Raw genomic sequence first — 22,540 nt, 5'->3', positions numbered from 1 at the left:
GAGGAACACCTCCGTGACCAGTGAGTTCAGCCTGCCCGACGTCGGCGAGGGCCTGACCGAGGCCGAGATCGTCGAGTGGAAGGTCGCGCCCGGCGACACCGTCCAGATCAACCAGGTGCTGGTCGAGATCGAGACGGCCAAGTCGCTCGTCGAGCTGCCGTCGCCCTACGCGGGCGTCGTCGAGAGCGTGCTCGTCGCCAGCGGCGAGACCGTCGACGTGGGCACCCCGATCATCACCATCGCCGACGGCGACGGCCCGGTCACCCCGGCCGACCGCGCGGCCCGGGCCGAGTCGGCCGAGACCGGCGCGATGGCCCGCACGGCCCAGATCATCGCCCAGGAGGAGTCGGCCCTGTCCGAGCAGCGCGCTCGCCAGGCCGCGCCGGCCCCGGCTGCCGCGCCCGCGCCTCCTGCGCCCTCGGCCGACGAGGTGGCCGCGTCGGGCAGCACGGGCACCGTGCCGTCCGCGCCCGCCGAGCCGTCCGCGCCCGCCGAGCCCGCGTCGGGCTCGGGCGCCGTGCTCGTGGGCTACGGCGCCGCCGGCGGCCACGGCCAGACCCGCCGCCGCAAGGTGTCGCAGGGCGAGGTCGACGCGCGGCAGCTGCGCGTCGCCGAGCAGGCCCGCCGTCGCCCGACGACCTCGGTGCCCGCCGCGCTGGCCCTGCCGATCATCGCGAAGCCGCCGATCCGCAAGCTCGCGAAGGACCTCGAGGTCGACCTGACCACCGTGCAGCCGACCGGCCTCGCCGGCGAGGTCACCCGCGACGACGTCATCCGGCACGCGCAGCAGGCCAGCGTCTTCCGCAACATCGAGACGCCCGAGTGGAGCGAAGAGAGGGTCGAGCGCATCCCCGTCAAGGGCGTGCGCAAGGCCATCGCCGCCGCGATGACCTCGTCGGCGTTCACCGCGCCGCACGTCAGCCTCTTCGTCGACGTCGACGCGACCCGCACCATGGAGTTCGTCAAGCGCCTCAAGGCCTCGCCGCAGTTCGCCGGCGTCAAGGTCTCGCCGCTGCTGATCATGGCGAAGGCCATCATCTGGGCGGTGCGCCGCAACCCGATGGTGAACTCGGCGTGGACCGACCGCGAGATCCTCGTGCACCACTTCGTCAACCTCGGCATCGCCGCCGCGACGCCCCGCGGGCTGATCGTGCCGAACGTCAAAGAGGCCCAGTCGATGAGCCTGCTCGAGCTCGCCCAGGCGCTCGAGCAGCTGACGCTGACCGCCCGCGACGGCAAGACGAGCCCCGCCGACATGCGCGACGGCACCATCACGATCACCAACATCGGCGTCTTCGGCATGGACACGGGCACGCCGATCCTCAACCCCGGCGAGGTCGCCATCGTCGCCCTCGGCACGATCAAGCCGAAGCCGTGGGTCGTCGACGGCGAGGTGCGGTCGCGCATGGTGACGACGATCGGGGCGAGCTTCGACCACCGCGTGGTCGACGGCGACGTCGCGAGCCGGTTCGTCGCCGACGTGGCGAGCGTGCTCGAGGAGCCGGCGCTCCTGCTCGACTGAGCCCGCGCCTCCTCGGGCTGCCCCGCCAGTCCGTTTTGACAATCATTATCAGTAGCAATAGCGTGGCGGCATGAAGACATCGCGCGCCCTGCCGCTCCTCGCCCTGCCCGCCGCCGCCGTGCTCGTGCTGAGCGGCTGCGCCTCCGGCGACGGTTCGGGCGCGGCCGGCTCGTCGTCCGACGACGGAGGCGCCATCGCCGTCGTCGCGTCGACGAACGTCTACGGCGACATCGCGAAGACGGTCGGCGGCGACGCCGTCGACGTCACCAGCGTGATCAGCGACCCCTCGCAGGACCCGCACTCGTATGAGGCCGACGCCCGCACGCAGCTCGCCGTCTCGCGCGCCGACGTCGTCGTCCAGAACGGCGGCGGCTACGACGAGTTCATGCACACGCTGCTCGACGCGAGCGGCTCGGAGGCGGCCGTCGTCGACGCCGTCGAGGTGAGCGGGCTCGACGACGGGCACGGCGCCGACGACCACGGCTCGGACGACCACGGCGACGAGGCGCACGCCGACGAGACCGGCGAGGCCGGCGCCGCCGCCGGCGCCGACGAGCACGAGCACGACCACGGCGAGTTCAACGAGCACGTCTTCTACAGCCTGCCCTCGATGGCCGCGCTGGCCACCGCGATCGCCGACGAGCTCGGCGCCGTCGACGCCGCGCAGGCCGACACGTTCACCGCGAACGCCGAGGCGTTCGGCGAGCAGATCGCCGACCTGGAGGCGCAGGCCGCGGACGTCGAGGCAGCCCACGGCGGCGAGTCGGTCGCCTACACCGAGCCCGTGCCCGGCTACCTCTTCGACGCCATGGGCCTCGTCAACGTCACCCCGGCCGACTTCTCGGAGGCCATCGAGCAGGGCGACGACGTGTCGCCCGCCGCGCTGAACGAGACGCTCAAGCTCTTCTCCGACGGCTCGGTCGACCTGCTGGCCTACAACGAGCAGACCTCGAGCCCCGAGACCGAGCAGGTCGAGCAGGCGGCCACCGACGCCGGCGTCGCGATCGTCCCGGTCACGGAACTGCTCCCCGAGGGGGATGATTACGTCTCGTGGCAGCAGAGCAACATCGACAGCATCACGGCGGCGCTCGAGAAGTGACCCCGGGCACGGCCGGTCCCTCCCCCGCCGCCGCCGCCCGCGCCTCCTCGGCCGGCGGCGGCGGCGACGCCGTGCTGCGCCTGCGCGGCGCCGGCGTCTCGTTCGGCGACCGCACGCTCTGGTCGGGGCTCGACCTCGACGTCGCGCCCGGCGAGTTCATCGCCGTGCTCGGCCCGAACGGCGCGGGCAAGACGACGCTGCTGCGCGCCGTGCTCGGCCAGCAGCAGCTCACCGAGGGCACGCTCGAGTTCCTCGGCGAGCCGGTCGGCCGGGGCCACCGGCGCATCGGCTACGTGCCGCAACAGCGCCTCATGGAGGCCGGCACCCCGCTCCGCACCCGCGACATGATCGCGCTCGGCGTCACCGGGCACCGCTGGGGCCTGCGCCGCGAGTCGGCCGCCGAGCGCGCGACGATCGACGCCCTCGTGGACGAGGTGGGCGCCTCCTCGTTCGCCTCCGCCCCGGTCGCGAGCCTGTCCGGCGGCGAGCAGCAGCGCGCACGGGTCGGCCAGGCCCTCGCTGCCGAGCCCGCCCTGCTGCTCTGCGACGAGCCGCTGATCTCGCTCGACCTGCGCCACCAGCGCGGCGTCACCGAGCTCATCGACCGGCAGCGGCGCGCCCGCGGCGCCGCCGTCGTGTTCGTGACGCACGACGTCAACCCGATCCTCGACGTCGTCGACCGGGTGCTCTACCTGGCGGGCGGGCGGTTCCGCATCGGCACGCCCGACGAGGTGCTGCAGGCGCCCGTGCTCAGCGAGCTCTACGGCACGCCCGTCGACGTGGTGCGGACCATGGGCCGCATCGTCATCGTCGGCGGCCAGGGGCACGACGACCACCACGTCGACGACCACGACGACGACGAAGGACTCGTGCGGTGACCGATCTCTGGACCCAGCTGTTCTCGTTCCAGGACTTCGGCGAGCTCGTCGTCCTGGTGCGCAACTCGATCATCGCGGGCGCCGTGCTCGGCCTCGTGGGCGGGCTGATCGGCCCGTTCGTGATCACCCGCAACCTGCCGTTCGCCGTGCACGGCATCAGCGAGCTGTCGTTCGCCGGGGCGTCGGCCGCGCTGCTGATCGGGGCGAACGTGGTCGGCGGCTCGGTCGTCGGCAGCGTCGTGGCGGCCCTGCTGATCGGGCTGCTCGGCTCGCGCGCCCGCGAGCGCAACTCGATCATCGCCGTGCTCATGCCCGCCGGCCTGGGCCTCGGCATACTGTTCCTGGCGCTGTACCGCGGACGCTCGGCGAACAAGTTCGGCCTGCTCACCGGCCAGATCGTGTCGGTCGACAACCCCCAGCTGGGCTGGCTCGTCGCGATCTCGGCCGTCGTGATCGTGGTGCTGCTCGTGATCTGGCGCCCGCTGACCTTCGCCAGCGTCGACCCCGACGTCGCGGCCGCGGCCGGCATCCCGGTGCGCGCGCTCGGCCTCGTCTTCATGCTCGTGCTCGGCCTCGCCGTGGCGGTCTCGGTGCAGATCGTCGGCGCCCTGCTCGTGCTCGCCCTGCTCGTGACGCCCGCCGCCGCGGCGCTGCGGCTCACGGTCGACCCGCGCCTCGTGCCGCTGCTCAGCGTCGGCTTCGCCGTCGTCTCGGTCGTCGGCGGCATCCTGCTCGCGCTCGGCGGCGGCCTGCCGATCAGCCCCTACGTCACGACGATCTCGTTCCTGATCTGGCTCGTCTGCCGCATCGTCGGCGGCCGGCGCGAGAGCCGAGGAGGCGCCCCCAGGCGACCCCAGGACGCCCCGCTACCCTCGACGACGACGAAGGAGGCCTGACGTGGTGGACGGTGCACGAACGGTGAGCGACGCGGTCGGCGGTGCGCGGCCCGGCGGCGCGGGCGGCGGCAGCCGGCCCGGCGACACGGTCGGCGGTGCGCGGTGGTGACGCGTCGGAACACCTGGCAGCGCGAGGCCGTGCGCGAGGCGCTCGGCCGCAGCGAGGGCTTCGTCAGCGCCCAGTCGCTGCACGGCCAGCTGCGCGACACGGGCTCGCCGATCGGGCTCGCGACGGTCTACCGCGCCCTCTCGGACCTCGCCTCCGACGGAGCCGCCGACTCGCTGCAGCAGGAGGGCGAGAGCCTCTACCGCGCCTGCACGCCGGGCACGCACCACCACCACCTCATCTGCCGCACCTGCGGCACCACGGTCGAGATCGAGGCCGACGCCGTCGAGACCTGGGCGCGCCAGGTGGCGGCCCAGCACGGGTTCACCGAGGCCCAGCACGTGGTCGACGTCTTCGGCACCTGCGCCGCCTGCACGGCGGAGAAGGCCGCGGGGCGCGACCCTGCCGTGACGCGAGGCGGCGCCGTCGGCTAGAGGGGCGCCTCCTCGGCTCACCCGCCGCGGCCCGATATGGTGTCGTGCGACATTTCGCACGACACCACCTGGAGCCACGGATGAACCACCTCGACCTGCGTCGCACCCCCCTCTCGATCCGTCTCGCCGGCGCCGCCGTCACGGTCCTCGCCCTCGCGGGCTGCTCGACGTCGGGGGCGCCCTCGTCGTCGTCGACGTCGCCCGGCTCGACCGCGCCCGGCTCGACGGCGCCCGGATCGACGGCCTCGGCCGCCCAGGACGACGCCGCCCTGGCGCTCGTCGACGACTTCGTCGACGCGTTCAACGCCGGCGACGCCCCGGCCCTCGCCCGCACCTTCGCCGACGACGCCGAGTTCGTGAACATCTACGGCTCGCGCATGTCGGGCCGTGACGGCATCGAGAGCGGCCACGCCGTCGCCTTCGCGAGCCGCCTCGACGGGGCCGAGCTCGTGGTCGACGCCTCCCACGTGGTCGAGGTCGAGGGCGTGCGGGTCGTCCAGGCCGAGTGGAGCCTGCAGCACGCGGCCGACGTGGCCGACGCGAGCCTGCTCGTGCCCGAGGGCAGCGGAGTGCTGACGTTCTCGGTCGCCTGCCCCGACGACGACGCGTGCCGGTTCGCGTCCGGCGCGAACGTGCGGACCGCGGCGGCGCCGAGCTGAGGCGGCGGCCCGGGACCAGCCGTCGAAGGGTCGGGGTCTCAGCTCAGCCGACGGGCCGCGGTCGCCGGGATGACGACGGGTTGCGTGGCCTCGGGCGTGTCGCGTAGGCTCTCCCTTTGGTTGGGCGCTCTCTGCGCCCATGTGCACCGATCCTCGAGCACCACGGCCCGTCACGCGGGCCGAGCGGGGTGACGCGCGCCGACAAGTGACCTTGGGTAGGGGTCGATCGCCTCCGGGCGGCGCTCCCTACGGTACCTACGGAGGAAAATCATGGCAGCAACCTGCCAGGTGACCGGAGCCGTTCCCGGCTTCGGACACAACATCTCGCACTCGCACCGACGCACCAAGCGTCGTTTCGACCCGAACATCCAGAAGAAGACGTACTACGTGCCGTCGCTTCGTCGTAACGTGACCCTGCAGCTCAGCGCCAAGGGGATCAAGGTCATCGACGCTCGTGGCATCGAGTCGGTCGTCAAGGACCTGCTCGCTCGTGGGGAGAAGATCTAATGGCTCGTCAGCAGGACGTCCGTCCCATCATCAAGCTCCGTTCGACGGCGGGCACCGGTTTCACGTACGTGACCAAGAAGAACCGTCGCAACAACCCCGATCGCCTCGTGCTCAAGAAGTACGACCCCGTGATCCGCAAGCACGTCGAATTCCGCGAGGAGCGCTAAGCATGGCCAAGAAGAGCAAGATCGCCAAGAACGACCAGCGCGCCGTCATCGTCGCCCGCTACGCGGAGAAGCGCCTCGAGCTGAAGAAGGCCCTGGTCGACCCGGCCGGCACCGACGAGAGCCGTGAGGCCGCCCGCCTCGGCCTGCAGAAGCTGCCGCGCGACGCGTCGCCGGTCCGCCTCCGCAACCGCGACGCGATCGACGGTCGCCCCCGCGGTCACCTCAAGGAGTACGGCATCAGCCGTGTGCGCTTCCGTGACATGGCGCACCGTGGTGAGCTTCCGGGCATCACGAAGTCTTCCTGGTAGGTTCGAGCCGTTTCCCGGAGCCTCGGCTCCGGGGAGCGACCCGCCCGGCGCCTCGGCGTCGGCAACTGAACCACACGGGAGCAGGGCCCTCGGCTCTGCAGCCTGATCCGAACAGGCACGGTGAACGCCGTGTCATGTCTCACCGAACGAAGTCCGAGGAGGACACCACATGGCTGACAAGTCACTGAACCGCACCGAGCTCGTCGCAGCTGTCGCTTCCGAGTCCGGCCAGAGCCAGGCTGCCGTCGGCAGCGTCGTCGACGCGTTCTTCTCCGTCGTCTCGCAGTCGGTCGCCGACGGCACGAAGGTCACCATCCCCGGGTGGATCGCCTTCGAGAAGACGCACCGCGCCGCCCGCACGGGTCGCAACCCGCAGACGGGTGAGGCCCTCGAGATCGCCGCGAGCGACTCGGTCAAGGTCAGCGCCGGCAGCAAGCTCAAGGCTGCGGTCAAGTAGTCCTCCGCTCCTCAGGGAGCACCCGCGAGAGGGCGGCGACTTCGGTCGCCGCCCTCTTTCGTGCGTCCAGGGGGTGTTGCACGAACGGGCGGGCGGGGCGGCGGGAGATCGCTCGGCGGCGAGCGGAGCGCTCCCGCTCACGGTCGGGGCGACCTAGCATGGGAGCGATGCCCAGACTCTCTCGCACGGCCGGGCCCGCACTGCTCGTGGTCGTCGCGTTCGCGGCCCTCGTCGCCGCCCTCAAGTTCGGCGGCGCGGCCGACGCGCCGCTCGTCGTCGACCCCGGCCAGGTCGTGCGCTACGGGCTGCCCATGGCCAAGATGCTCGGCAACATCGGCGCCGCGGTCACCATCGGCACGTTGTTCCTCACCTGCTTCGCCCTGTCGCGCGACCGGCCCGAGTTCGAGCGCGCCATGGACATCGCCGCCGGCGCCGCCGGGTTCTGGACCGTCGCCTCCGCGGCCACCAGCTTCTTCACGTTCCTCAGCGTCGCCAACGTGCCCGTCACCCTCGACGAGCAGTTCGGCCGCACGCTGGCGTTCTTCCTCACCGACACCGAACTCGGCCGTGCCTGGCTCACCACGACGCTGATCGCCGCCGTCGTCACGGTGCTGAGCTTCGTGCTGCGGAACATCTGGGCCCTGGTCGCCCTGACCGTGCTCGCCGGGGGCGGGCTCATCCCCCTGGCGCAGCAGGGCCACGCCGCCGGCTCGAGCGGACACGACGCCGCCGTCACCGACCTCGCGCTGCACCTCGAGGGCGCGTCGGTCTGGCTGGGCGGGCTCGTCGCGCTCGTGCTGCTGCGGAGCACCCTCGAGAAGGGCCGCATCGGCGTCGTCCTCGCGCGCTACTCGACCGTCGCGATCATCTGCTTCGTCGTCGTCGCCGTCTCGGGAGTCGGCAGCGCGGCGCTGCGGATCGGCGACTGGGCCGCCCTGTCGACGGGCTACGGCGTGCTCGTGCTGGTCAAGACCTTCGCCCTCGTCGCGCTCGGCCTGTTCGGCGTCGTGCAGCGTCAGTACCTGGTGCGGCGCATGGACACCCACCCGACCGCGACCGCACGCTTCTTCTGGTGGTTCGTCGCCGCCGAGCTCGCCTTCATGGGACTCGCCTCGGGCGTCGCGTCGGCGCTCGCCCGCACGGCCACCCCGGTCGAGGAGGTCGCGACGACCGACCTGGCCGCCCCGACCGCGGCAGAGATCCTGACCGAGGAGGCGCTGCCTCCGGAGCTGACACCGATCCGGTACCTGACGGAGTGGAACGTCGACCTGCTCTGGGCGCTCGTCTGTGCCTTCGGGATCTTCTTCTACGTGGCCGGTGTCGTGCGCCTGCACCGCCGCGGCGACGGGTGGTCGCTCGGCCGCACGGTGTCGTGGGTCGCCGGCATGCTCGTGCTGTTCTACGTGACGAACGGCGCCCCGAACGTCTACGAGCCGTACCTGTTCAGCGCGCACATGCTGTCGCACATGGTGCTCGGCATGGTGATCCCCGTGCTGCTCGTGCCCGGCGCCCCGGTCACCCTGGCGCTGCGGGCGATCCGCAAGCGGGCCGACGGCACCCGCGGGCCGCGCGAGTGGATCATGATCCTCGTGCACTCGCGGTACGCCCACGTGATCAGCAACCCGATCGTCGCCGCCGTGCTCTTCGCCGGGTCGCTCTTCGTCTTCTACTACACGTCGCTCTTCAGCTGGGCGACGACGACGCACCTCGGCCACTACTGGATGATCGTGCACTTCCTGATCGTCGGGTACCTCTTCGTGCAGTCGATGATCGGCATCGATCCGGTCAAGGGCCGCCTGCCGTACCCGCTGCGCATCGTCGTGCTGCTGGCGACCATGGGGTTCCACGCGTTCTTCGGCATCGGCATCATGACGGCGACCGGGCTGTTCCTCGCCGACTGGTACGGCGCCATGGGCCGCACCTGGGGCGTCACCCCGATGCAGGACCAGTACGCGGCGGGCGGCATCGCCTGGAGCGTCGGCGAGATCCCGACCGTGGCCATGGCCATCGTCGTCGCGATCATGTGGAGCCGCAGCGACGGCCGCGAGGCCAAGCGCAAGGACCGCCAGGCCGACCGCGACGGCGACGCCGAGCTGACGGCGTACAACGAGCAGCTTGAGGCGCTGGCCCGCAGCGGTCGCTGAGCCCGCGGCGCGCGTGCGCTCGTGCGCGGCTGCGCTCGTGCGCTCGTGCGCGGCAGCTGCCGGCGTCACACCCCGAATGCCGCACGACACCCCGTTTATTCGAGGTGTGGTGCGGCATTCGGGGTGTAGCCCGCGCCGACGTGCACCCCGTGCGGGGGCCGCTCGCTCTGGGGGTCGTGCCGGAGGCGCGGTGCGGCTTGGATCGGAACCCGACGTCGACCGACGCCGACGACCGAGAGGACCCCCGTGGCGAGCCCCATCGTGAGAACCCAGCTCGGGGTCGTCGTGCTCGGCATCGCGGCGGCCACCCTCTTCGGCGGGGCGCTGCCCCACGAGAGCACGGCCCACTCCCCGGCGCCCCAGCAGCAGGAGCAGAGCCGGCAGCCGAGCGACGCCGCCCCCGCGGCCGGCACCACCCGCTAGAAGGGCGCCACCCCGTCGCGGTCGATGAACGTGCCCGTCGGGCCGTCGGACCCCTGGGTCGCCAGCTCGACGACCGCGTCGGTGCCCTCGGTCACCGTCTGCGGCCCGGAGTGGCCGTTGAGGTCGGTCGCCGTGTAGCCGGGGTCGGCCGCGTTGACGCGGATGCCGGGCAGGGCCTTGGCGTACTGCACCGTGAGCATCGTCACGGCCGACTTCGACGCCGTGTAGAGCGGCGCCACCACGGTCGACTCGACACGGTCGGCGTCGTGCACCGCGGTGAACGAGCCGAGCCCGCTGGTCACGTTGACGATCGCCGGTGCCGAGGAGGCGCGCAGCAGCGGCAGGAACGCGTGCGTCGTGCGCACGATGCCGGCCACGTTGGTGTCGAGGACGAGCAGCGCGTCGGCGCCCGTCAGGTCGGCCGGGTCGGCGTGCGACCCCGTGATGCCCGCGTTGTTGATGAGGACGTCGAGCCCGCCCTCGGCGGCGACGAGCTCGGCGGCCGCCGCGACCGACGCGTCGTCGGTGACGTCGAGCTGCACGAAGCGGGCGCCGAGCTCGTCGGCGGCCTGCTGCCCGCGGGCGGTGTCGCGGGCCGCCATCCAGACGGTGTGGCCCTCGGCGAGCAGGCGGCGGGCGGTCTCGAGGCCGAGGCCCTTGTTGGATCCGGTGATGAGTGTCGTGGTCATGACCCGAGTCTGCGCGCCCGCGCCGACGGGCGCGTGGCCCGGCCCGGCGGGAGGACTGCCAGTACCAGGCAGCCGCCCCCGGGGGAGGAGAGGATGAGCTCATGCCTGCACAGGACGACCAGCTCGGCTGGCTGCTGAAGACCTGGCGAGCCCGCCTCGCTCCCGGTGACGCCGGCCTGCCCGCCGGCGGCCGGCGCCGTGCCCTCGGGCTGCGGCGCGAGGAGCTGGCCGCCCTCGCGGGCCTCTCGGTCGACTACGTCGTGCGCCTCGAGCAGGGCCGCGCCCAGCACCCCTCCGACCAGGTCGCGACGGCGCTCGCCCGGGCCCTGCAGCTCGACGACTCCGAGCGCGACCACCTGTTCCGCAGCGCCGGCCTGCTGCCCCCGACGGCGGCGGTCGTGTCGCGGCACATCCCGCCCGGGGTGCAGAGGCTGGTGGGGCGGCTGCGCGAGACTCCCGTGGCGGTCTTCACCGCCTCCTGGGACCTGCTCACCTGGAGCCCGCTCTGGGGCAGCCTGCTCGGCGACCCCGACGGCTGGCCCGCCGGCGAGCGGAACATCGTCGTGCGGGCGTTCCGCGACGCCCGCCGACAGGCAGACCCCACGGCGACGGACCCGACGGCGACGGGCCGAGGAGGCGGCGGCACGGCCGTGCAGACCCGTCACCTCGACGGGGCGGGCGGCGCCCGGTTCCGGGCCGCGCTCGTGTCCGACCTGAGGCGGACGCTCGTGGACCACCCGGACGACCCGCGCCTCCGGGGCCTCGTCGACGGGCTGCTCGCCTCCGAGCCGGAGTTCGCCGAGCTGTGGGCCCGCGGCGCCGTCGGCGTGCACGAGTCGGCGCGCAAGGTGATGGACCACCCGCTCGTCGGCCCGCTCGAGCTCGACTGCGACGTGTTCACCGTGCCGGGCAGCGAGCTGCGGATCGTCGCGTACACCGCCGCCGAGGGCAGCCCGGCGGCCGCCGCCCTCGACTTCCTGCGGGTCGGCGCCGTCGGGGCCGAGGGGGCGCGGACCGAGGGGGCGCGAGCCGAGGAGGCGCGGAGCCGCTAGGCCAGCATCTCGCGCACCAGGGGCACCACCTTCGTGCCGTAGAGCTCGATGCTGCGCATCATCGACGCGTGCGGCAGACGGCCCATGCTGTAGCGCATGTCGAAGCGGGTGGCGCCGAGCAGCGCCATGTTCTTGGCGATCTTGGCGGCGACCGTCTCGGGCGACCCGACGTAGAGGGCGCCCTCGGGGCCCGCGCTGGCCTCGTACTGCGCGCGCGAGTAGGGCGGCCAGCCGCGCTCGCGACCGAGCTGGTTCGTCTGTGCCTCCTGGTACGGGAACAGCACCTCCTTCGCCTCGTCGTCGGTCTCGAGCACGAAGCCGGGCGAGTGCATCGCGATGGGCTGCGACTCCTTGCCGAACTCGCCGAGGGCGCGGCGGTAGAGGTCGGCGTAGGGCGCGAACTGGGCGGGCTGGCCGCCGATGATCGCGAGGAACAGCGGGAGGCCGTAGTGCGCGGCCCGGATGACGGACTGCGGCGAGCCGCCGACGCCGACCCAGGTCTTCAGCGTGCCGCTCTCGGGCCGCGGGTAGACCCACTGGTCGCTGAGGGCGCCGCGCTTGGTGCCCTGCCAGGTGACGGGCTCGTCCTTGAGGAGCTCGGCGAAGAGCTGGATCTTCTCCTCGAAGAGCACCTCGTAGTCCTGCAGGTCGAGGCCGAAGAGGGGGAACGACTCGGTGAACGAGCCGCGGCCCAGGATGACCTCGGCACGGCCGTTCGACAGGGCGTCGACCGTCGCGAAGCGCTCGTAGACGCGGACCGGGTCGTCGGAGCTGAGCACGGTCACGGCCGAGCCCATGCGGATCTTCTCGGTGCGCGCCGCGATCGCCGCGAGGACGACCTCGGGGGCGCTCACCGCGAAGTCGACGCGGTGGTGCTCGCCGACGCCGATGAAGTCGAGCCCGACCTGGTCGGCGAGCACGGCCTGCTCGACGAGGTCGCGGATCGACTGGGCGTGCGAGATGAGCTCGCCCGCGCCGTCGACGCCGGCCGGGCGCTCGGTGACGTCGCCGAAGGTGTCGAGTCCGAACTCGAGGGGGTGTGCCATGGGGTGCGCTCCGATCCGCTGCGTTTCATGCGTGTGCATGATTCTACGGGGTGAACCTGGGGCGGGGGCTGAGCATTCCTGGCGCGTGGCGGTCGAGCGGGTTCGCCGCGATGCGCTCGGGCATGCCGCCACGCACCGTGCGGCCCGCCTGCCCCTCGGGCTTGCGCGCGGCCTGGTCGCCGATCGAGCGTGAGAACTCGGCGGCGAAGCCGAGCCGCGGGACGGCCGCGACCAGGGAGGCGACGAACGCGTCGTCCCAGTCCGCGCCTCCTGTGCCGCTGACGTCGAGGCTGGTCGCCCGCTCGAGCAGGTGCGCCTCGGGGTCGAGCGCGACGTCGACCGACGGCCACATGTGCCGCTCGACGATCTCGGCGAGCCGGCGCTGCCGCGGCTCGGACCAGCCCGCCCCGGCGGCGAAGACGCGGGCGACGGCTCCGCCGGCCTGCTCGAAGTCGACGGCGTGGGCGTCGAACGGGGGCACCAGGCCGAGGTCGTGCAGCAGCGCCGCGACGTAGAGCAGCTCGGCGTCGACGGCGACGGACTCCCGGCGGCCGAGCTCGGCGGCGAGCGCCCACGACCTCTCGCTGTGACCGAGCAGAGCCTCGCTCGCGTGGGTCGCGGTGACCTCTCGGGCACGGGCGGCGACGGCGGTGGGCGGGACGAGGAGGCGCGCGACCGCGGCCGAGGAGGCGGCGGTCGCGAGGGCGGGAGCGGCAGCGGCCGCGGGAGCGGCAGGCGCGGGAGCGGCAGCGGCAGGCGAGGAGGCAGGGGCAGCAGCGTCGGACGACATGCCCCCGAACCTACGAGTGGACGCCGCGCCCGACCAGTGGCAGGATCGCCACCGACAGCACCAGGACTGCCAACAGCCGGGAGGCCCCGTGGACCGCATGATCGTCACCACCCTCGTCGCCGACGGGGTCGCCCCCTTCGAGTTCGGCGTGCTCTGCGAGGTCTTCGGCCTCGACCGCAGCGCCGACGGCGGCCCGTCGTTCGAGCACCGGATCGTCACCGAGCACCCGGGCGTCGTCCGCACGAACCAGGGCTTCGGCATCACCGTCGCCGACGACCTCTCGGCGGCCGCGGACGCCGACGTGGTGTGCGTCCCCGCGCTGGGCAGCTACGGCGCCGACGGCACGCTCTCGCCCGCCGTCCGCGAGCTGCTCGTCGCTGCCGAGGCGCGGGGAGCCTGGCTGATCAGCGTCTGCAGCGGGGCCTTCGTGCTGGCCGACGCGGGGGTGCTCGAGGGACGCCGCGCGACCACCCACTGGCTGCACGCCGAGCGCCTGCAGCGTCAGCACCCGGGCGTCACCGTCGACCCCGACGTGCTCTTCGTCGAGGACAGGAAGGTCATCACGAGCGCCGGCACCGCCGCCGGCATCGACGCCTGCCTGCACTTCGTCCGCCGGGTCGCCGGGGCGGCCGCCGCGAACGTCGTCGCCCGCCGCATGGTCGTGCCCGCGCACCGCGACGGCGGCCAGAGCCAGTTCGTCGCGACGCCCCTGCCCGCGGAGGCCGACACCTCCCTGGCCCCGCTCACCGACTGGATGCTCGCGCACCTCGACGAGGATCAGCCCGTCGAGGCCCTCGCCGCACGGGCCCACATGTCGCCCCGCACCTTCGCCCGGCGGTTCAAGGCCGAGCTGGGCACGACGCCGGGGGCCTGGCTGACGAGGCAGCGCCTCCTCCGGGCACAGCACCTGCTCGAGGTGACGGGCCTCGGGCTCGACGTCGTCGCCGGCCAGGCCGGGTTCGGGTCGGCCGCGGTGCTGCGGCACCACTTCACGCGGGTGCTCGGCACGACGCCGCGGGCGTACCGGGCCGCGTTCCGCGGTGCGGAGGCCGGCGAGGCCGCGTAGCCCGGCCCCCGGCCCCTGGCCCTCGGGCCGGGCGTCGAGTGGTCGGTCCCGGCTCTTGGAGGGCCCGGCACGAGCCGGAACCGACCACTCGACCCCTCGCGAGTAGCCCGGGAGAGCCGAGGAGGTGCGGGTCGGCCCGCCGAGACCGGCGTCAGTGGAACTGGGGAACGATCATCCACAGGCCGAAGAGCACCGCGGCGACGCCGACCCCGAAGCAGGCCGCACCTCCGACGGTCGCGGCGAGGGAGCGCGGGGCGCGAGGGTCCGTCGGGACGCGACCGGCGCCTCCTGCGCTCCGGGCCGCGCCGTCCGACGAGCCGGCACCGGCGGCGGCACCCCGAGCGAGCGATCCCGCGTCAGCACCAGCACCAGCGCCCGCGACCGCGGCGACGGGCTCGGTCGCCCCGGCGGCGAACAGGCGGATGCCGAGCGCGAAGGCCGTGACGATGACGGCGGTGGCGGCGAGGGCCACCACGAAGACGACCACGAAGGCGCCCCAGTCCACTCCGAGGAACACGGTCACTCTCCCTGTCCGCGGGAGGCGCCGGCCGGCTGGGTCGCGGCGGGCGCCTCCTCGCTGTCGTTGACGGTCTCGTGGGTCACCGGGTGGCGACGCGCGAGCAGCACGAGGGCGGAGCCGCCGGCCAGCGCGAGCACGGCCACGACGACGAGCCCGAGGGTGCTCGTGCTGGCGATCCAGGCGCTCACCCCGCCGACGAGGGCGGCCGCGGGCAGCGTGATCACCCAGGCCGAGGCGATCTTGCCGACGACGCCCCAGTGCACGGTCGCGAGCTTCTTGCCGAGGCCCGCCCCGACGATGGAGCCCGACGTCACCTGCGTCGTCGACAGCGCGAAGCCGAGGTGCGACGAGATGAGGATCGTCGCCGCCGAGCTCGTCTCGGCCGCGAAGCCCTGAGGGGCCTGCACGTCGGTGATGCGCTTGCCGACGGTGCGCATGATGCGCCAGCCGCCGAGGTAGGTGCCGAGCGCGATCGCGAGGCCGCACGCGAGGACGACCCAGAGCTGCGGGGTGGTGCCGGCTCCCTGGTAGCCGGCGGCGATCAGGGTGAGCGTGATGACGCCCATCGTCTTCTGCGCGTCGTTCGTGCCGTGCGCGAGCGAGACGAGCGAGGCGCTGACCGTCTGGCCGTGGCGGAACCCGGCGGTCGAGCCGCGCAGCGTCGCCTGCTTCGTGATCCGGTACGCGGCGTAGGTCGCGACGAGGGCGACGGCCCCGGCGACGAGGGGCGAGATGAGCGCGGGCAGCACCACCTTCGAGAGGACCACCGCGAAGTCGACCGAGCCGACCCCCGCGCCGATCACGGCCGCGCCGATCAGCCCGCCGAAGAGGGCGTGCGACGAGCTCGAGGGCAGGCCCAGGTACCAGGTGGCGAGGTTCCAGATGACGGCGCCGACGAGGCCGGCGAAGATCATCGTCGGGGTGACCTGCACCCCTCCCTCGCCCTCGCGGATGATCCCGTTCGACACCGTGCTCGCGACCTCGGTCGACAGGAACGCGCCGACGAGGTTGAGCACCGCCGAGATGAGCACCGCCACCTTCGGCTTCAGCGCCCCGGTCGCGACGGAGGTGGCCATCGCGTTGGCCGTGTCGTGGAACCCGTTCGTGAAGTCGAACACGAGCGCCACGACGATCACGAGCGTGACCGTGACGAAGACGTCCATCGTCGTTGCCCCTCAGCTCTGCGGGGGCCCGGGGGCCGTCACGGTGACGGGCGCGCTCCTGCACGGGCGACGCTAGGCCGGGAGCGTGGCCGCGTCGGTGAACAGCAGGCGAATTGTGCAGTGCGTGCAGGGTGGGTGTGCCGGTGTGGGCGCGGGTGCCGGCGCGGGCGCCGAGTGGTCAGGATGCGCGGTCGGCGGGGCCGGGAGGGGCCGGGGCCGACCACTCGACCGCCTGCCCAGGCCGAGGAGGCGCGGGTCGGGCCGGTGAGACCGGGCCCGGCCACGAGAGGTCGGGTCAGGAGGTCGGGTCAGGCCGAGTTCTGGTCGGCGCCCGACCACGACGCGCCGCCGGCCTGGCCCCGGGCTCCGGCCTGTCCGCGCTCGGCGTCGGCTTGCGCCCGGACCCCGGCCCCCGGGTCGGCGTCGTCGAGCTTCGCGGCGAGCGCCCGGTCCCGCCGGTCGCGCAGCATGATCGCGACGGTGGCCGCGGCGATGGCGAGCAGGAACAGGACGATGACGACGGTCGCGGTGTTCACGGTGTACCCCCTCGGTGACGTCCCGCCACGCTACCGGCGCCCGAGCTCGCCGTCGAGGCCCGCGGCACCGGCGCCGCGCGTCGGTGAGCCGTCACGAACGGCTGGTCACGACGGCAGGAGGAGCCGTTCGTGACGGCTCACGGGGCCGGTGCGGAAGGGGGTGCCGTTGAGGCGCCGGTCGCCCAGCGCCCGCTCGCGGTGCACGGCGGGGTTGTGCGACGCGATGGTCCGGGCGTTCCGCCAGTGCCGGTCGAGGGCCCGGTCCGAGTCCACCGCGGAGGCGCCTCCCACCTCGAACAGGGCGGTCGCCGCCTCGAGCACGAGCGGCAGGACGACCTGCTGCGCCTCGAAGACCGTGGCGAGCGCCTCCTGGTACCCCTCGTCGGGATCCCCAGTACCCGACGCGCCCGCCGCACCCAGGGCTCCCGCACCGCCCACGGCGTCCGCCGCCTCCCCCGCCCGCCGGTCCGCCGCCTCCAGCGCCCGCACCGCCGACAGCGTGACCGCCTCGACCGCCGACGCGATGCTCGACAGCCGGCCGACGACGCCCTGCACGAGCGGGTCCTCCCGGGGCAGCGAGACGCCGGCGACGCCGAAGGTGCGGGTGCGCGGCCGGACGAAGTCGACGGCGTCGCGCAGCACGGCCCGGGCGATGCCGCTCTGCGTCGCGAGCAGGACGAGCTGGTAGAGCGCCTGCGTGTAGGCGAGGGGGCGGCGCTCGGCGTTGTCGCTCCACGGCAGCACCTGGCGCGGGTCGACCTCGACGTCGTCGAAGACGGTCGTGCCGCTGCCGGTGAGCCGCTGCCCGAAGCCGCCCCAGTCGTCGACGCGGGTGACGCCCGGGGCGTCGGCGCGCACCGCGAGCGCGACGGGCTCGTCGCCGCGCAGCGCCCCGACCCAGATCCAGTCGGCGTAGAGGGTGCCCGTGCTGTAGAACTTGCGGCCGTCGAGGCGCAGGCGGCCGTCGACCTCGGTCAGCCGGGTCGTGACGGCGGTCGCGTCGCCCCGCTCGGCCTGCGCGTTGCCGACGAGCACGTCGCCGGCCGCGAGCCGCGTCAGCCACTCGGTGCGGAGCGGCCCGTCGGGCTGGGCCCGCTGCGTCTCGACGAACGCCACGTGCCCCCGCAGCAGCTGCGGCAGGTTCGAGTCGGCCGCGCCGAGCCGGACGAGGAGACGGAACTCCTGCTCCAGGGACGCGCCCCAGCCGCCGTGCTCGGCCGGCACCCGCAGGGCCCCGAAGCCGGCCCGGCGCAGCCGGTCGACCTCGTCCACGGGCAGGCGGCGGTCCCGTTCGCGGGCGACGGCGCCGGCCGCGACGTCGTCGACCAGGGGCCCGAAGACCGCCTCGATGCGGTCGTCGAGGAGGCGGGGGTCGGGGGCGCTCGTGCTGTCGGTCATGCGCTCCTTTGTGTCATGCCCGCGCCTCCTGCGACAGGCCCGGCGACACATGACGAAACGTCACGACACATGTCGCAAGAGTCGTCGCGGCGGGGGCGACGGCCGTGGCAGGGTCGGCAGCCACCAGCCGGTCGGCCCTCCCGCGGCGCACCCCGCCCCGACGCCGACCGCCCGTCCCCCCACACCGAGGAGTCACCGTGTCCGATCACGACGCACCGCAGTCCACGCCCGCCGCCGACCCGCCCGTCGGGCTCCGCACCTCCCTCGACCGGTCGCGCCGTCGGCGGCGACGCGGCCTGCTGACCGGGCTCGGCGTCGTCGTCGCCGCGGCCCTCGTCGGCGGCGGCTTCTGGGCCGGGTCGGCCACCGCGGGGTCCGGCGACGGCGCCCAGGCCGCGACCGGCGGCGGCGCAGGGGGCGGCGACCGGATCAGCGTGAAGATCGCCGGCAGCGGCGAGAGCGACCTGCAGGACGCGGTGAAGACCGTCGCGGCCGAGGAGGGCCTCGACGTGACCTGGGTCAACTTCGACGACTGGACGCTGCCGAACTCGGCGCTCGTCGCCGGCGAGGTCGACGCCAACGCGTTCCAGCACACGGCGTTCCTGAGCGCCTACAACGTCGCCCACGACACCGACCTGACGCCGGTGTTCTCGACCACCATCACGCAGTGGGGCGTCTTCTCCGCGACGATCGACGACCTCGACCAGCTCGGGCAGGGCGCGCGCATCGCGATCCCCGACGACGCGTCGAACGGCGCCCGGGCGCTGTTCATCCTGCAGGCGGCCGGGCTGATCGAGCTCGGCCCGGACGTCGGCCTGTACCCGACCGTCGACGACGTCGTGACGAACGACCTCGGCCTCGAGTTCGTGCCGATCGGCGCGACGACCATCCCCACCCAGTTCGACGACCCGAGCCTCGACGCCGTCGTGGTCGGCACCTCGTACTTCGACCCGTCGCAGCAGGTCGACGCCGAGGACGCGCTCTACCTCGACGACTCGCTCAGCGAGGAGTCGCGCCCCTACGTCAACGCCGTCGTGACCCGGGCGGACGACGCGGACGACGAGGCGTGGACCAAGTTGGCGGACGCCTACGCCGACCCGCGCGTCGCGGCCGCGCTCGAGGAGGAGTCGTTCGGCGCCACCGTGCTCGTCGACGTGCCGGTCGCCGACCTGCGCAGCACCCTGGCCGAGCTCGAGACCGCCGCCCGCGAGCTGACCTCGTGACGGCGGCCCCGGTCGTCTCGTTCGAGCACGTCTCGAAGTCGTACACGGTGCAGGGGCGCCGGTTCGACGCCCTGCGCGACGTCAGCCTGGAGGTGCGCCGCGGCGAGGTGTTCGGCATCGTCGGCTACTCGGGCGCGGGCAAGTCGACGCTGCTGCGCACCGTGAACGCCCTGGAGCGGCCGACGAGCGGCCGGGTGGTCGTCGACGGACGCGAGGTGTCGGCGCTGCGGGGCCGGGAGCTGTACGCCGCCCGTCGCCGCATCGGCATGGTGTTCCAGCAGTTCAACCTGTTGTCGTCGCGCACCGTCTACGGCAACGTCGCGTACCCGCTGAGGCTGTCCGGGCTGTCCCGCGACGAGACCGTCGACCGCGTCGAGGAGCTGCTCGAGTTCGTCGGGCTCAGCGAGAAGGCGCTCGAGTACCCGTCGCGCCTCTCGGGCGGCCAGAAGCAGCGCGTCGGCATCGCCCGGGCGCTGGCGAACCGCCCCGACGTGCTCATCTCGGACGAGGCGACGAGCGCCCTCGACCCCCAGACCACGGGCGAGGTGCTCGACCTGCTGCGCCGGGTCAACGAAGAGCAGGGGCTCACCGTGCTGCTCGTGACGCACGAGATGGAGGTGATCCGCGAGCTCGCCGACAGCGTCGCCGTGATGCAGGGCGGCGAGGTCGTCGAGACCGGGTCGGCCTACGACCTGTTCGCCGACCCGCAGCACCCCACGTCGCGGCGGTTCGTCTCGTCGGTGCTGCACCACCAGGCGACCCCCGGGGCCCTGCGACGCATCCGCGAGGTCCACACGGGACGCATCGTGCGCCTCCACGTCGAGGACCGCGAGTCGAACGACCCGTTCCTGTCGCGCGTGGCGCGCACCCACGGCGTCGACTTCAACGTCGTCTACGGCGGCGTGAGCGAGCTGCAGTCACGGCTCTTCGGCGACCTCACGGTCGAGCTGCTCGGCGACGACCCCGCCGTCGACGCCGCGATCGTCGACCTCCGGCGCACCACGACCGTGACGGAGGTGGTCGCCGGTGCGTGACATCGACCCCGCCGTGCTCTGGCCCAAGATCTGGACGGCCCTGCTGCAGACGCTCCAGATGGTGACCGTGTCGTTCGTCCTCGCGACGGTGCTCGGCGTCGTGCTGGGTCTGGTGCTCTACTCGACCCGACGCGGCGCCCTGCTGCAGAACGCGGTCGTCTCGACGACGCTGAACGCGGTCATCAACGTGATCCGCCCCATCCCGTTCATCATCTTGATCGTCGCGATCTCGCCCCTCACCCGGGTCGTCATCGGCACGAGCATCGGCACCGGCGCGGCGATCTTCGCCCTCACCATCGTGGCGACCTTCTCGATCGCGCGCATCGCCGAGACGAACCTCGTCGCCGTCGACCGCGGATCGGTGGAGGCGGGGGCCGCGATGGGCGCATCGCCCCTGCGGGTGCTCGTCACCATCGTCGTGCCGGAGGCGCTCGGCCCGTTGGTGCTGGGCCTCACCTACATCTTCGTGGCGCTCGTCGACGCGACCGCCGTCGCGGGGCTGGTCGGCGGCGGCGGGCTCGGCAACCTCGCCATCACCTACGGCTACCAGCGCTTCGACACGGTCGTGATGGTGACGGTGATCATCATCGTCATCGTGCTCGTGCAGGCCGCGCAGCTGCTCGGCAACGTCGTCGCCCGACGGGTGCTGCACGAGACGGCGCGCGCGTGAGCGGCTGTCGCTCGGGCCGCGCGGCCCGCGCCGCCCTCAGCCCGGGAGGCGACCGGCGAACAGCGCGTACAGCAGCGGCGCCGCCGAGACGGCCATCAGGGCCGTCCCGAGCCCGTCGCCGTCGGCCCTCAGCACCGCCCCCGCGATGAGCAGCGCGCCGAACAGGACGGCGGCCAGCACGCGGCGGGCCGTGCGCTCGATCCGGCCGAGCTGCCGCTCGATGCGGGGGCTGCCGACCTCGAGCGTGCCGTCCTCGAGGCGGCCGACGAGGTGGTCGAGGCGGCCCGGCAGCCGAGCGGCGACGCCGACCGCGTCGGCCGCGCGGCGGGCCACGTCCTGCACCGCGTTGCCGCGCTCGTCGCGGACGAGGCGGGCGGCGTAGGGCTCGACCGAGTCCCACAGGTTGAAGACCGGGTCGAGGGCGCTGGCCACGCCGGAGGTGAGGGTCACCGCCCGCAGGACGAGCAGGAAGTCCTCGGGCAGCTGGAACGGCAGCGACCGGATCAGGTCGCCGAACTGCCCGGCGAACTCGCGGTACTCGCGCGGGTCGACCTCGCGCAGCTCGGCGAAGCCCATGCCGCCGAACCGGGCGAACGTGGCCGTGACGGCCCGCTCGAGCTCGATCGTGTCGGCGGTGGGCAGCAGCACCCCGAGGTCGCGCATGGCGCCGACCATGCCGCTGCCGTCGCGCGACGCGGCCGCGATGAGCAGCTGACGCAGGCCGTTCCGGGTGCCGGTGGGCACCTCCCCCATCATCCCGAAGTCGATGAAGGTGAGGCGCCACGGCCGCTCGCCCTCGGCCGCCTCGACCGGGGTGACGAAGATGTTGCCCGGGTGCGGGTCGGCGTGGAAGAAGCCGTTGCCGAAGAGCTGGTCGAACATGACGGCCGCGAAGACGGGGGCGACCTCGACGGGGTCGATGCCGGCGGCGCGCAGCCCGGCGGCGTCGGTGATCTTGATCGCCGAGACGTCCTCGAGCACGAGCACGCGGCGGGTGGACCGCTCCCACACGACGTCGGGCACGCCCACGCGGTCGTCGTCGGCGAAGTCCGCGGCGAAGCGGGCCGAGTTCGCGGCCTCGTGCAGGTAGTCGATCTCCTCGAGGCTGGTGCGGGCGAACTCCTCGACGAGGGCGGGCGCGTCGACCCGGTCGTACACGAGCCGGACGTGGCTGAGCCAGCCGCCCACCTTGCGGAGCGCGGCGAGGTCGACGTCGACGATGCGGTCGATGCCGGGACGCTGCACCTTGAGCACGACGTCGACCAGGCCGGTGTCGGCCGCGTCGACCGGGCCGAGGACGGCGCGGTGCGCCTGCCCGAGCGAGGCGGCGGCGATCGGGTCGGGCGACACGGAGGCGAAGACCCGGTCGAGGGGCACGCCCAGCTCGGCCTCGGCGAGCGCCCTGATCTCGGGGAACGGCACGGGGGTGACCTCGTCCTGAAGCCCTTCGAGCTCCTTGGTGATCTCGGGCGGGAGCACGTCGAGGCGCGACGACAGGTACTGGCCGACCTTGATCATCAGGCCGCCGAGGTCGAGGGCGAGCACGTGGAAGCCGCGGGCGAAGCGCTGCATCCGCCGCGGCCGGGTGCGGTCGGCGAGCCAGCGCAGGCCGAGGCGCGGCAGCACCAGCTCGAACCACCAGGTCACGGCGAGGTGCCGGGACGCGAACCGCAGGATGCGGCGGTACCGCGCGCGACCGGCCCGGTCGCGCACCGCGGGGCCTGCCTCGTCGGGACGGGGCGACGCCACCCCG

Annotated in this window: 25 protein-coding genes; 17 read left to right on the top strand and 8 right to left on the bottom strand. The window is 73.5% G+C overall.

All coding sequences use genetic code 11. The features are described 5' to 3' along the window. Nucleotides 1–13 precede the first annotated feature (13 nt). The 12 genes from FHR78_RS11540 to FHR78_RS11485 all read left to right on the top strand — a co-directional run bounded on the left by FHR78_RS11540 (nt 14) and on the right by FHR78_RS11485 (nt 9,600). A complete protein-coding gene (locus FHR78_RS11540) occupies nt 14–1,522 on the top strand; it encodes a 2-oxo acid dehydrogenase subunit E2 (RefSeq protein ID WP_166760594.1) in 1,509 nt (502 codons plus the stop codon). 70 nt (nt 1,523–1,592) lie between these two features. Beyond that, entirely contained in the window at nt 1,593–2,621 is a 1,029-nt protein-coding gene (locus FHR78_RS11535; RefSeq protein WP_166760593.1) for a metal ABC transporter solute-binding protein, Zn/Mn family, read from the top strand. A 74-nt stretch (nt 2,622–2,695) separates the two neighbouring features. After that, the gene (locus tag FHR78_RS11530; RefSeq protein ID WP_208393189.1) at nt 2,696–3,499 is read left to right on the top strand and encodes a metal ABC transporter ATP-binding protein; all 804 of its coding nucleotides are present in this window, start codon (nt 2,696–2,698) and stop codon (nt 3,497–3,499) included. After that, nucleotides 3,496–4,395 (top strand): metal ABC transporter permease, encoded by a 900-nt coding sequence (locus FHR78_RS11525; protein ID WP_166760591.1) that lies wholly within the window; start codon nt 3,496–3,498, stop codon nt 4,393–4,395. The genes FHR78_RS11530 and FHR78_RS11525 overlap by 4 nt, the downstream gene beginning before the upstream one ends. A 105-nt stretch (nt 4,396–4,500) precedes the next feature. After that, the gene (locus tag FHR78_RS11520) at nt 4,501–4,935 is read left to right on the top strand and encodes a transcriptional repressor (protein WP_166760803.1); all 435 of its coding nucleotides are present in this window, start codon (nt 4,501–4,503) and stop codon (nt 4,933–4,935) included. Between the two features lie 80 nt (nt 4,936–5,015). Next, nucleotides 5,016–5,594 carry an SgcJ/EcaC family oxidoreductase gene (locus FHR78_RS11515; RefSeq protein ID WP_166760590.1) on the top strand — a complete coding sequence of 193 codons (579 nt, stop codon included), beginning with the start codon at nt 5,016–5,018 and terminating at the stop codon, nt 5,592–5,594. 270 nt (nt 5,595–5,864) lie between these two features. After that, complete coding sequence (gene rpmB, locus FHR78_RS11510; RefSeq protein WP_043595945.1) at nt 5,865–6,101, top strand: 50S ribosomal protein L28; 237 nt, start codon at nt 5,865–5,867, stop codon at nt 6,099–6,101. Then, complete coding sequence (rpmG, locus tag FHR78_RS11505) at nt 6,101–6,268, top strand: 50S ribosomal protein L33 (protein WP_043595944.1); 168 nt, start codon at nt 6,101–6,103, stop codon at nt 6,266–6,268. Before rpmB ends, rpmG begins: the two co-directional genes overlap by 1 nt. A gap of 2 nt (nt 6,269–6,270) precedes the next feature. Next, nucleotides 6,271–6,576, top strand: a complete 306-nt coding sequence (gene rpsN / locus FHR78_RS11500; RefSeq protein WP_056058637.1) for a 30S ribosomal protein S14 — start codon at nt 6,271–6,273, stop codon at nt 6,574–6,576. A 169-nt stretch (nt 6,577–6,745) separates the two neighbouring features. Beyond that, nucleotides 6,746–7,033, top strand: coding sequence for an HU family DNA-binding protein (locus tag FHR78_RS11495; protein ID WP_166760589.1), 288 nt, complete (start codon nt 6,746–6,748; stop codon nt 7,031–7,033). A gap of 167 nt (nt 7,034–7,200) precedes the next feature. After that, the gene (locus tag FHR78_RS11490; protein WP_166760588.1) at nt 7,201–9,177 is read left to right on the top strand and encodes a cytochrome c oxidase assembly protein; all 1,977 of its coding nucleotides are present in this window, start codon (nt 7,201–7,203) and stop codon (nt 9,175–9,177) included. Between the two features lie 246 nt (nt 9,178–9,423). Further along, nucleotides 9,424–9,600 (top strand): hypothetical protein, encoded by a 177-nt coding sequence (locus FHR78_RS11485; protein ID WP_166760587.1) that lies wholly within the window; start codon nt 9,424–9,426, stop codon nt 9,598–9,600. Here the strand turns inward: FHR78_RS11485 and FHR78_RS11480 are convergent. Then, nucleotides 9,597–10,289, bottom strand: a complete 693-nt coding sequence (locus FHR78_RS11480) for an SDR family NAD(P)-dependent oxidoreductase (protein WP_166760586.1) — start codon at nt 10,287–10,289, stop codon at nt 9,597–9,599. The genes FHR78_RS11485 and FHR78_RS11480 overlap by 4 nt on opposite strands. A gap of 101 nt (nt 10,290–10,390) precedes the next feature. Here FHR78_RS11480 and FHR78_RS11475 point away from each other — a divergent pair, with 101 nt between their 5' ends. Beyond that, nucleotides 10,391–11,341, top strand: a complete 951-nt coding sequence (locus tag FHR78_RS11475) for a helix-turn-helix transcriptional regulator (protein ID WP_166760585.1) — start codon at nt 10,391–10,393, stop codon at nt 11,339–11,341. Here the strand turns inward: FHR78_RS11475 and FHR78_RS11470 are convergent. Both FHR78_RS11470 and FHR78_RS11465 read right to left on the bottom strand, forming a co-directional pair. Then, entirely contained in the window at nt 11,338–12,387 is a 1,050-nt protein-coding gene (locus FHR78_RS11470; RefSeq protein WP_166760584.1) for an LLM class flavin-dependent oxidoreductase, read from the bottom strand. The genes FHR78_RS11475 and FHR78_RS11470 overlap by 4 nt on opposite strands. A 43-nt stretch (nt 12,388–12,430) precedes the next feature. Further along, nucleotides 12,431–13,177, bottom strand: a complete 747-nt coding sequence (locus FHR78_RS11465; protein ID WP_166760583.1) for an HD domain-containing protein — start codon at nt 13,175–13,177, stop codon at nt 12,431–12,433. 97 nt (nt 13,178–13,274) lie between these two features. Here FHR78_RS11465 and FHR78_RS11460 point away from each other — a divergent pair, with 97 nt between their 5' ends. Then, nucleotides 13,275–14,243 (top strand): GlxA family transcriptional regulator, encoded by a 969-nt coding sequence (locus tag FHR78_RS11460; RefSeq protein ID WP_166760802.1) that lies wholly within the window; start codon nt 13,275–13,277, stop codon nt 14,241–14,243. 151 nt (nt 14,244–14,394) lie between these two features. On the opposite strand, the gene FHR78_RS11455 is transcribed toward FHR78_RS11460, so the two are convergent. From FHR78_RS11455 to FHR78_RS11440, 4 genes are all read right to left on the bottom strand, one after another. Next, complete coding sequence (locus FHR78_RS11455) at nt 14,395–14,760, bottom strand: hypothetical protein (protein ID WP_208393065.1); 366 nt, start codon at nt 14,758–14,760, stop codon at nt 14,395–14,397. A gap of 2 nt (nt 14,761–14,762) precedes the next feature. Beyond that, nucleotides 14,763–15,926: an inorganic phosphate transporter gene (locus tag FHR78_RS11450; RefSeq protein ID WP_166760581.1), complete on the bottom strand. Its 1,164-nt coding sequence runs from the start codon at nt 15,924–15,926 to the stop codon at nt 14,763–14,765. A gap of 308 nt (nt 15,927–16,234) precedes the next feature. Further along, on the bottom strand, nt 16,235–16,462 hold the full coding sequence (locus tag FHR78_RS11445; protein WP_166760580.1) for a hypothetical protein: 228 nt from the start codon (nt 16,460–16,462) through the stop codon (nt 16,235–16,237). Between the two features lie 105 nt (nt 16,463–16,567). After that, nucleotides 16,568–17,860: an acyl-CoA dehydrogenase gene (locus tag FHR78_RS11440; RefSeq protein ID WP_166760579.1), complete on the bottom strand. Its 1,293-nt coding sequence runs from the start codon at nt 17,858–17,860 to the stop codon at nt 16,568–16,570. Nucleotides 17,861–18,057: 197 nt separating this feature from the next. Between FHR78_RS11440 and FHR78_RS11435 the strand changes: the two genes are divergently transcribed. Genes FHR78_RS11435 through FHR78_RS11425 form a run of 3 tightly spaced genes read left to right on the top strand, consistent with a single transcriptional unit; the run spans nt 18,058 to nt 20,787 of the window. After that, nucleotides 18,058–19,083 carry a MetQ/NlpA family ABC transporter substrate-binding protein gene (locus FHR78_RS11435; protein ID WP_166760578.1) on the top strand — a complete coding sequence of 342 codons (1,026 nt, stop codon included), beginning with the start codon at nt 18,058–18,060 and terminating at the stop codon, nt 19,081–19,083. Beyond that, nucleotides 19,080–20,117, top strand: a complete 1,038-nt coding sequence (locus FHR78_RS11430) for an ATP-binding cassette domain-containing protein (protein WP_166760577.1) — start codon at nt 19,080–19,082, stop codon at nt 20,115–20,117. Before FHR78_RS11435 ends, FHR78_RS11430 begins: the two co-directional genes overlap by 4 nt. Continuing rightward, nucleotides 20,110–20,787 (top strand): methionine ABC transporter permease, encoded by a 678-nt coding sequence (locus FHR78_RS11425; protein WP_347878164.1) that lies wholly within the window; start codon nt 20,110–20,112, stop codon nt 20,785–20,787. Before FHR78_RS11430 ends, FHR78_RS11425 begins: the two co-directional genes overlap by 8 nt. A 36-nt stretch (nt 20,788–20,823) precedes the next feature. On the opposite strand, the gene FHR78_RS11420 is transcribed toward FHR78_RS11425, so the two are convergent. Beyond that, a complete protein-coding gene (locus tag FHR78_RS11420; RefSeq protein WP_166760576.1) occupies nt 20,824–22,536 on the bottom strand; it encodes an AarF/UbiB family protein in 1,713 nt (570 codons plus the stop codon). Nucleotides 22,537–22,540: the final 4 nt, after the last annotated feature.

Origin of the sequence: Frigoribacterium faeni, from assembly GCF_011761235.1 — a bacterium.
GTDB classification, from domain to species: Bacteria; Actinomycetota; Actinomycetes; order Actinomycetales; family Microbacteriaceae; genus Frigoribacterium; species Frigoribacterium faeni_A.
Note: the sequence above shows the minus strand (reverse complement) of the source record. Positions and strands in the feature narration are given on the sequence as shown.

Excerpts from the sequence above, each read along its gene's own strand:
- FHR78_RS11515 (WP_166760590.1), top strand. The coding sequence starts at position 5,016 with ATGAACCACCTCGACCTGCGTCGCACCCCCCTCTCGATCCGTCTCGCC.
- rpsN (WP_056058637.1), top strand. The coding sequence starts at position 6,271 with ATGGCCAAGAAGAGCAAGATCGCCAAGAACGACCAGCGCGCCGTCATC.
- FHR78_RS11475 (WP_166760585.1), top strand. The coding sequence starts at position 10,391 with ATGCCTGCACAGGACGACCAGCTCGGCTGGCTGCTGAAGACCTGGCGA.
- FHR78_RS11480 (WP_166760586.1), bottom strand. The coding sequence starts at position 10,289 with ATGACCACGACACTCATCACCGGATCCAACAAGGGCCTCGGCCTCGAG.
- FHR78_RS11470 (WP_166760584.1), bottom strand. The coding sequence starts at position 12,387 with ATGGCACACCCCCTCGAGTTCGGACTCGACACCTTCGGCGACGTCACC.
- FHR78_RS11535 (WP_166760593.1), top strand. The coding sequence starts at position 1,593 with ATGAAGACATCGCGCGCCCTGCCGCTCCTCGCCCTGCCCGCCGCCGCC.
- FHR78_RS11465 (WP_166760583.1), bottom strand. The coding sequence starts at position 13,177 with ATGTCGTCCGACGCTGCTGCCCCTGCCTCCTCGCCTGCCGCTGCCGCT.
- FHR78_RS11490 (WP_166760588.1), top strand. The coding sequence starts at position 7,201 with ATGCCCAGACTCTCTCGCACGGCCGGGCCCGCACTGCTCGTGGTCGTC.
- FHR78_RS11450 (WP_166760581.1), bottom strand. The coding sequence starts at position 15,926 with ATGGACGTCTTCGTCACGGTCACGCTCGTGATCGTCGTGGCGCTCGTG.
- FHR78_RS11440 (WP_166760579.1), bottom strand. The coding sequence starts at position 17,860 with ATGACCGACAGCACGAGCGCCCCCGACCCCCGCCTCCTCGACGACCGC.
- rpmG (WP_043595944.1), top strand. The coding sequence starts at position 6,101 with ATGGCTCGTCAGCAGGACGTCCGTCCCATCATCAAGCTCCGTTCGACG.
- rpmB (WP_043595945.1), top strand. The coding sequence starts at position 5,865 with ATGGCAGCAACCTGCCAGGTGACCGGAGCCGTTCCCGGCTTCGGACAC.
- FHR78_RS11460 (WP_166760802.1), top strand. The coding sequence starts at position 13,275 with ATGATCGTCACCACCCTCGTCGCCGACGGGGTCGCCCCCTTCGAGTTC.
- FHR78_RS11495 (WP_166760589.1), top strand. The coding sequence starts at position 6,746 with ATGGCTGACAAGTCACTGAACCGCACCGAGCTCGTCGCAGCTGTCGCT.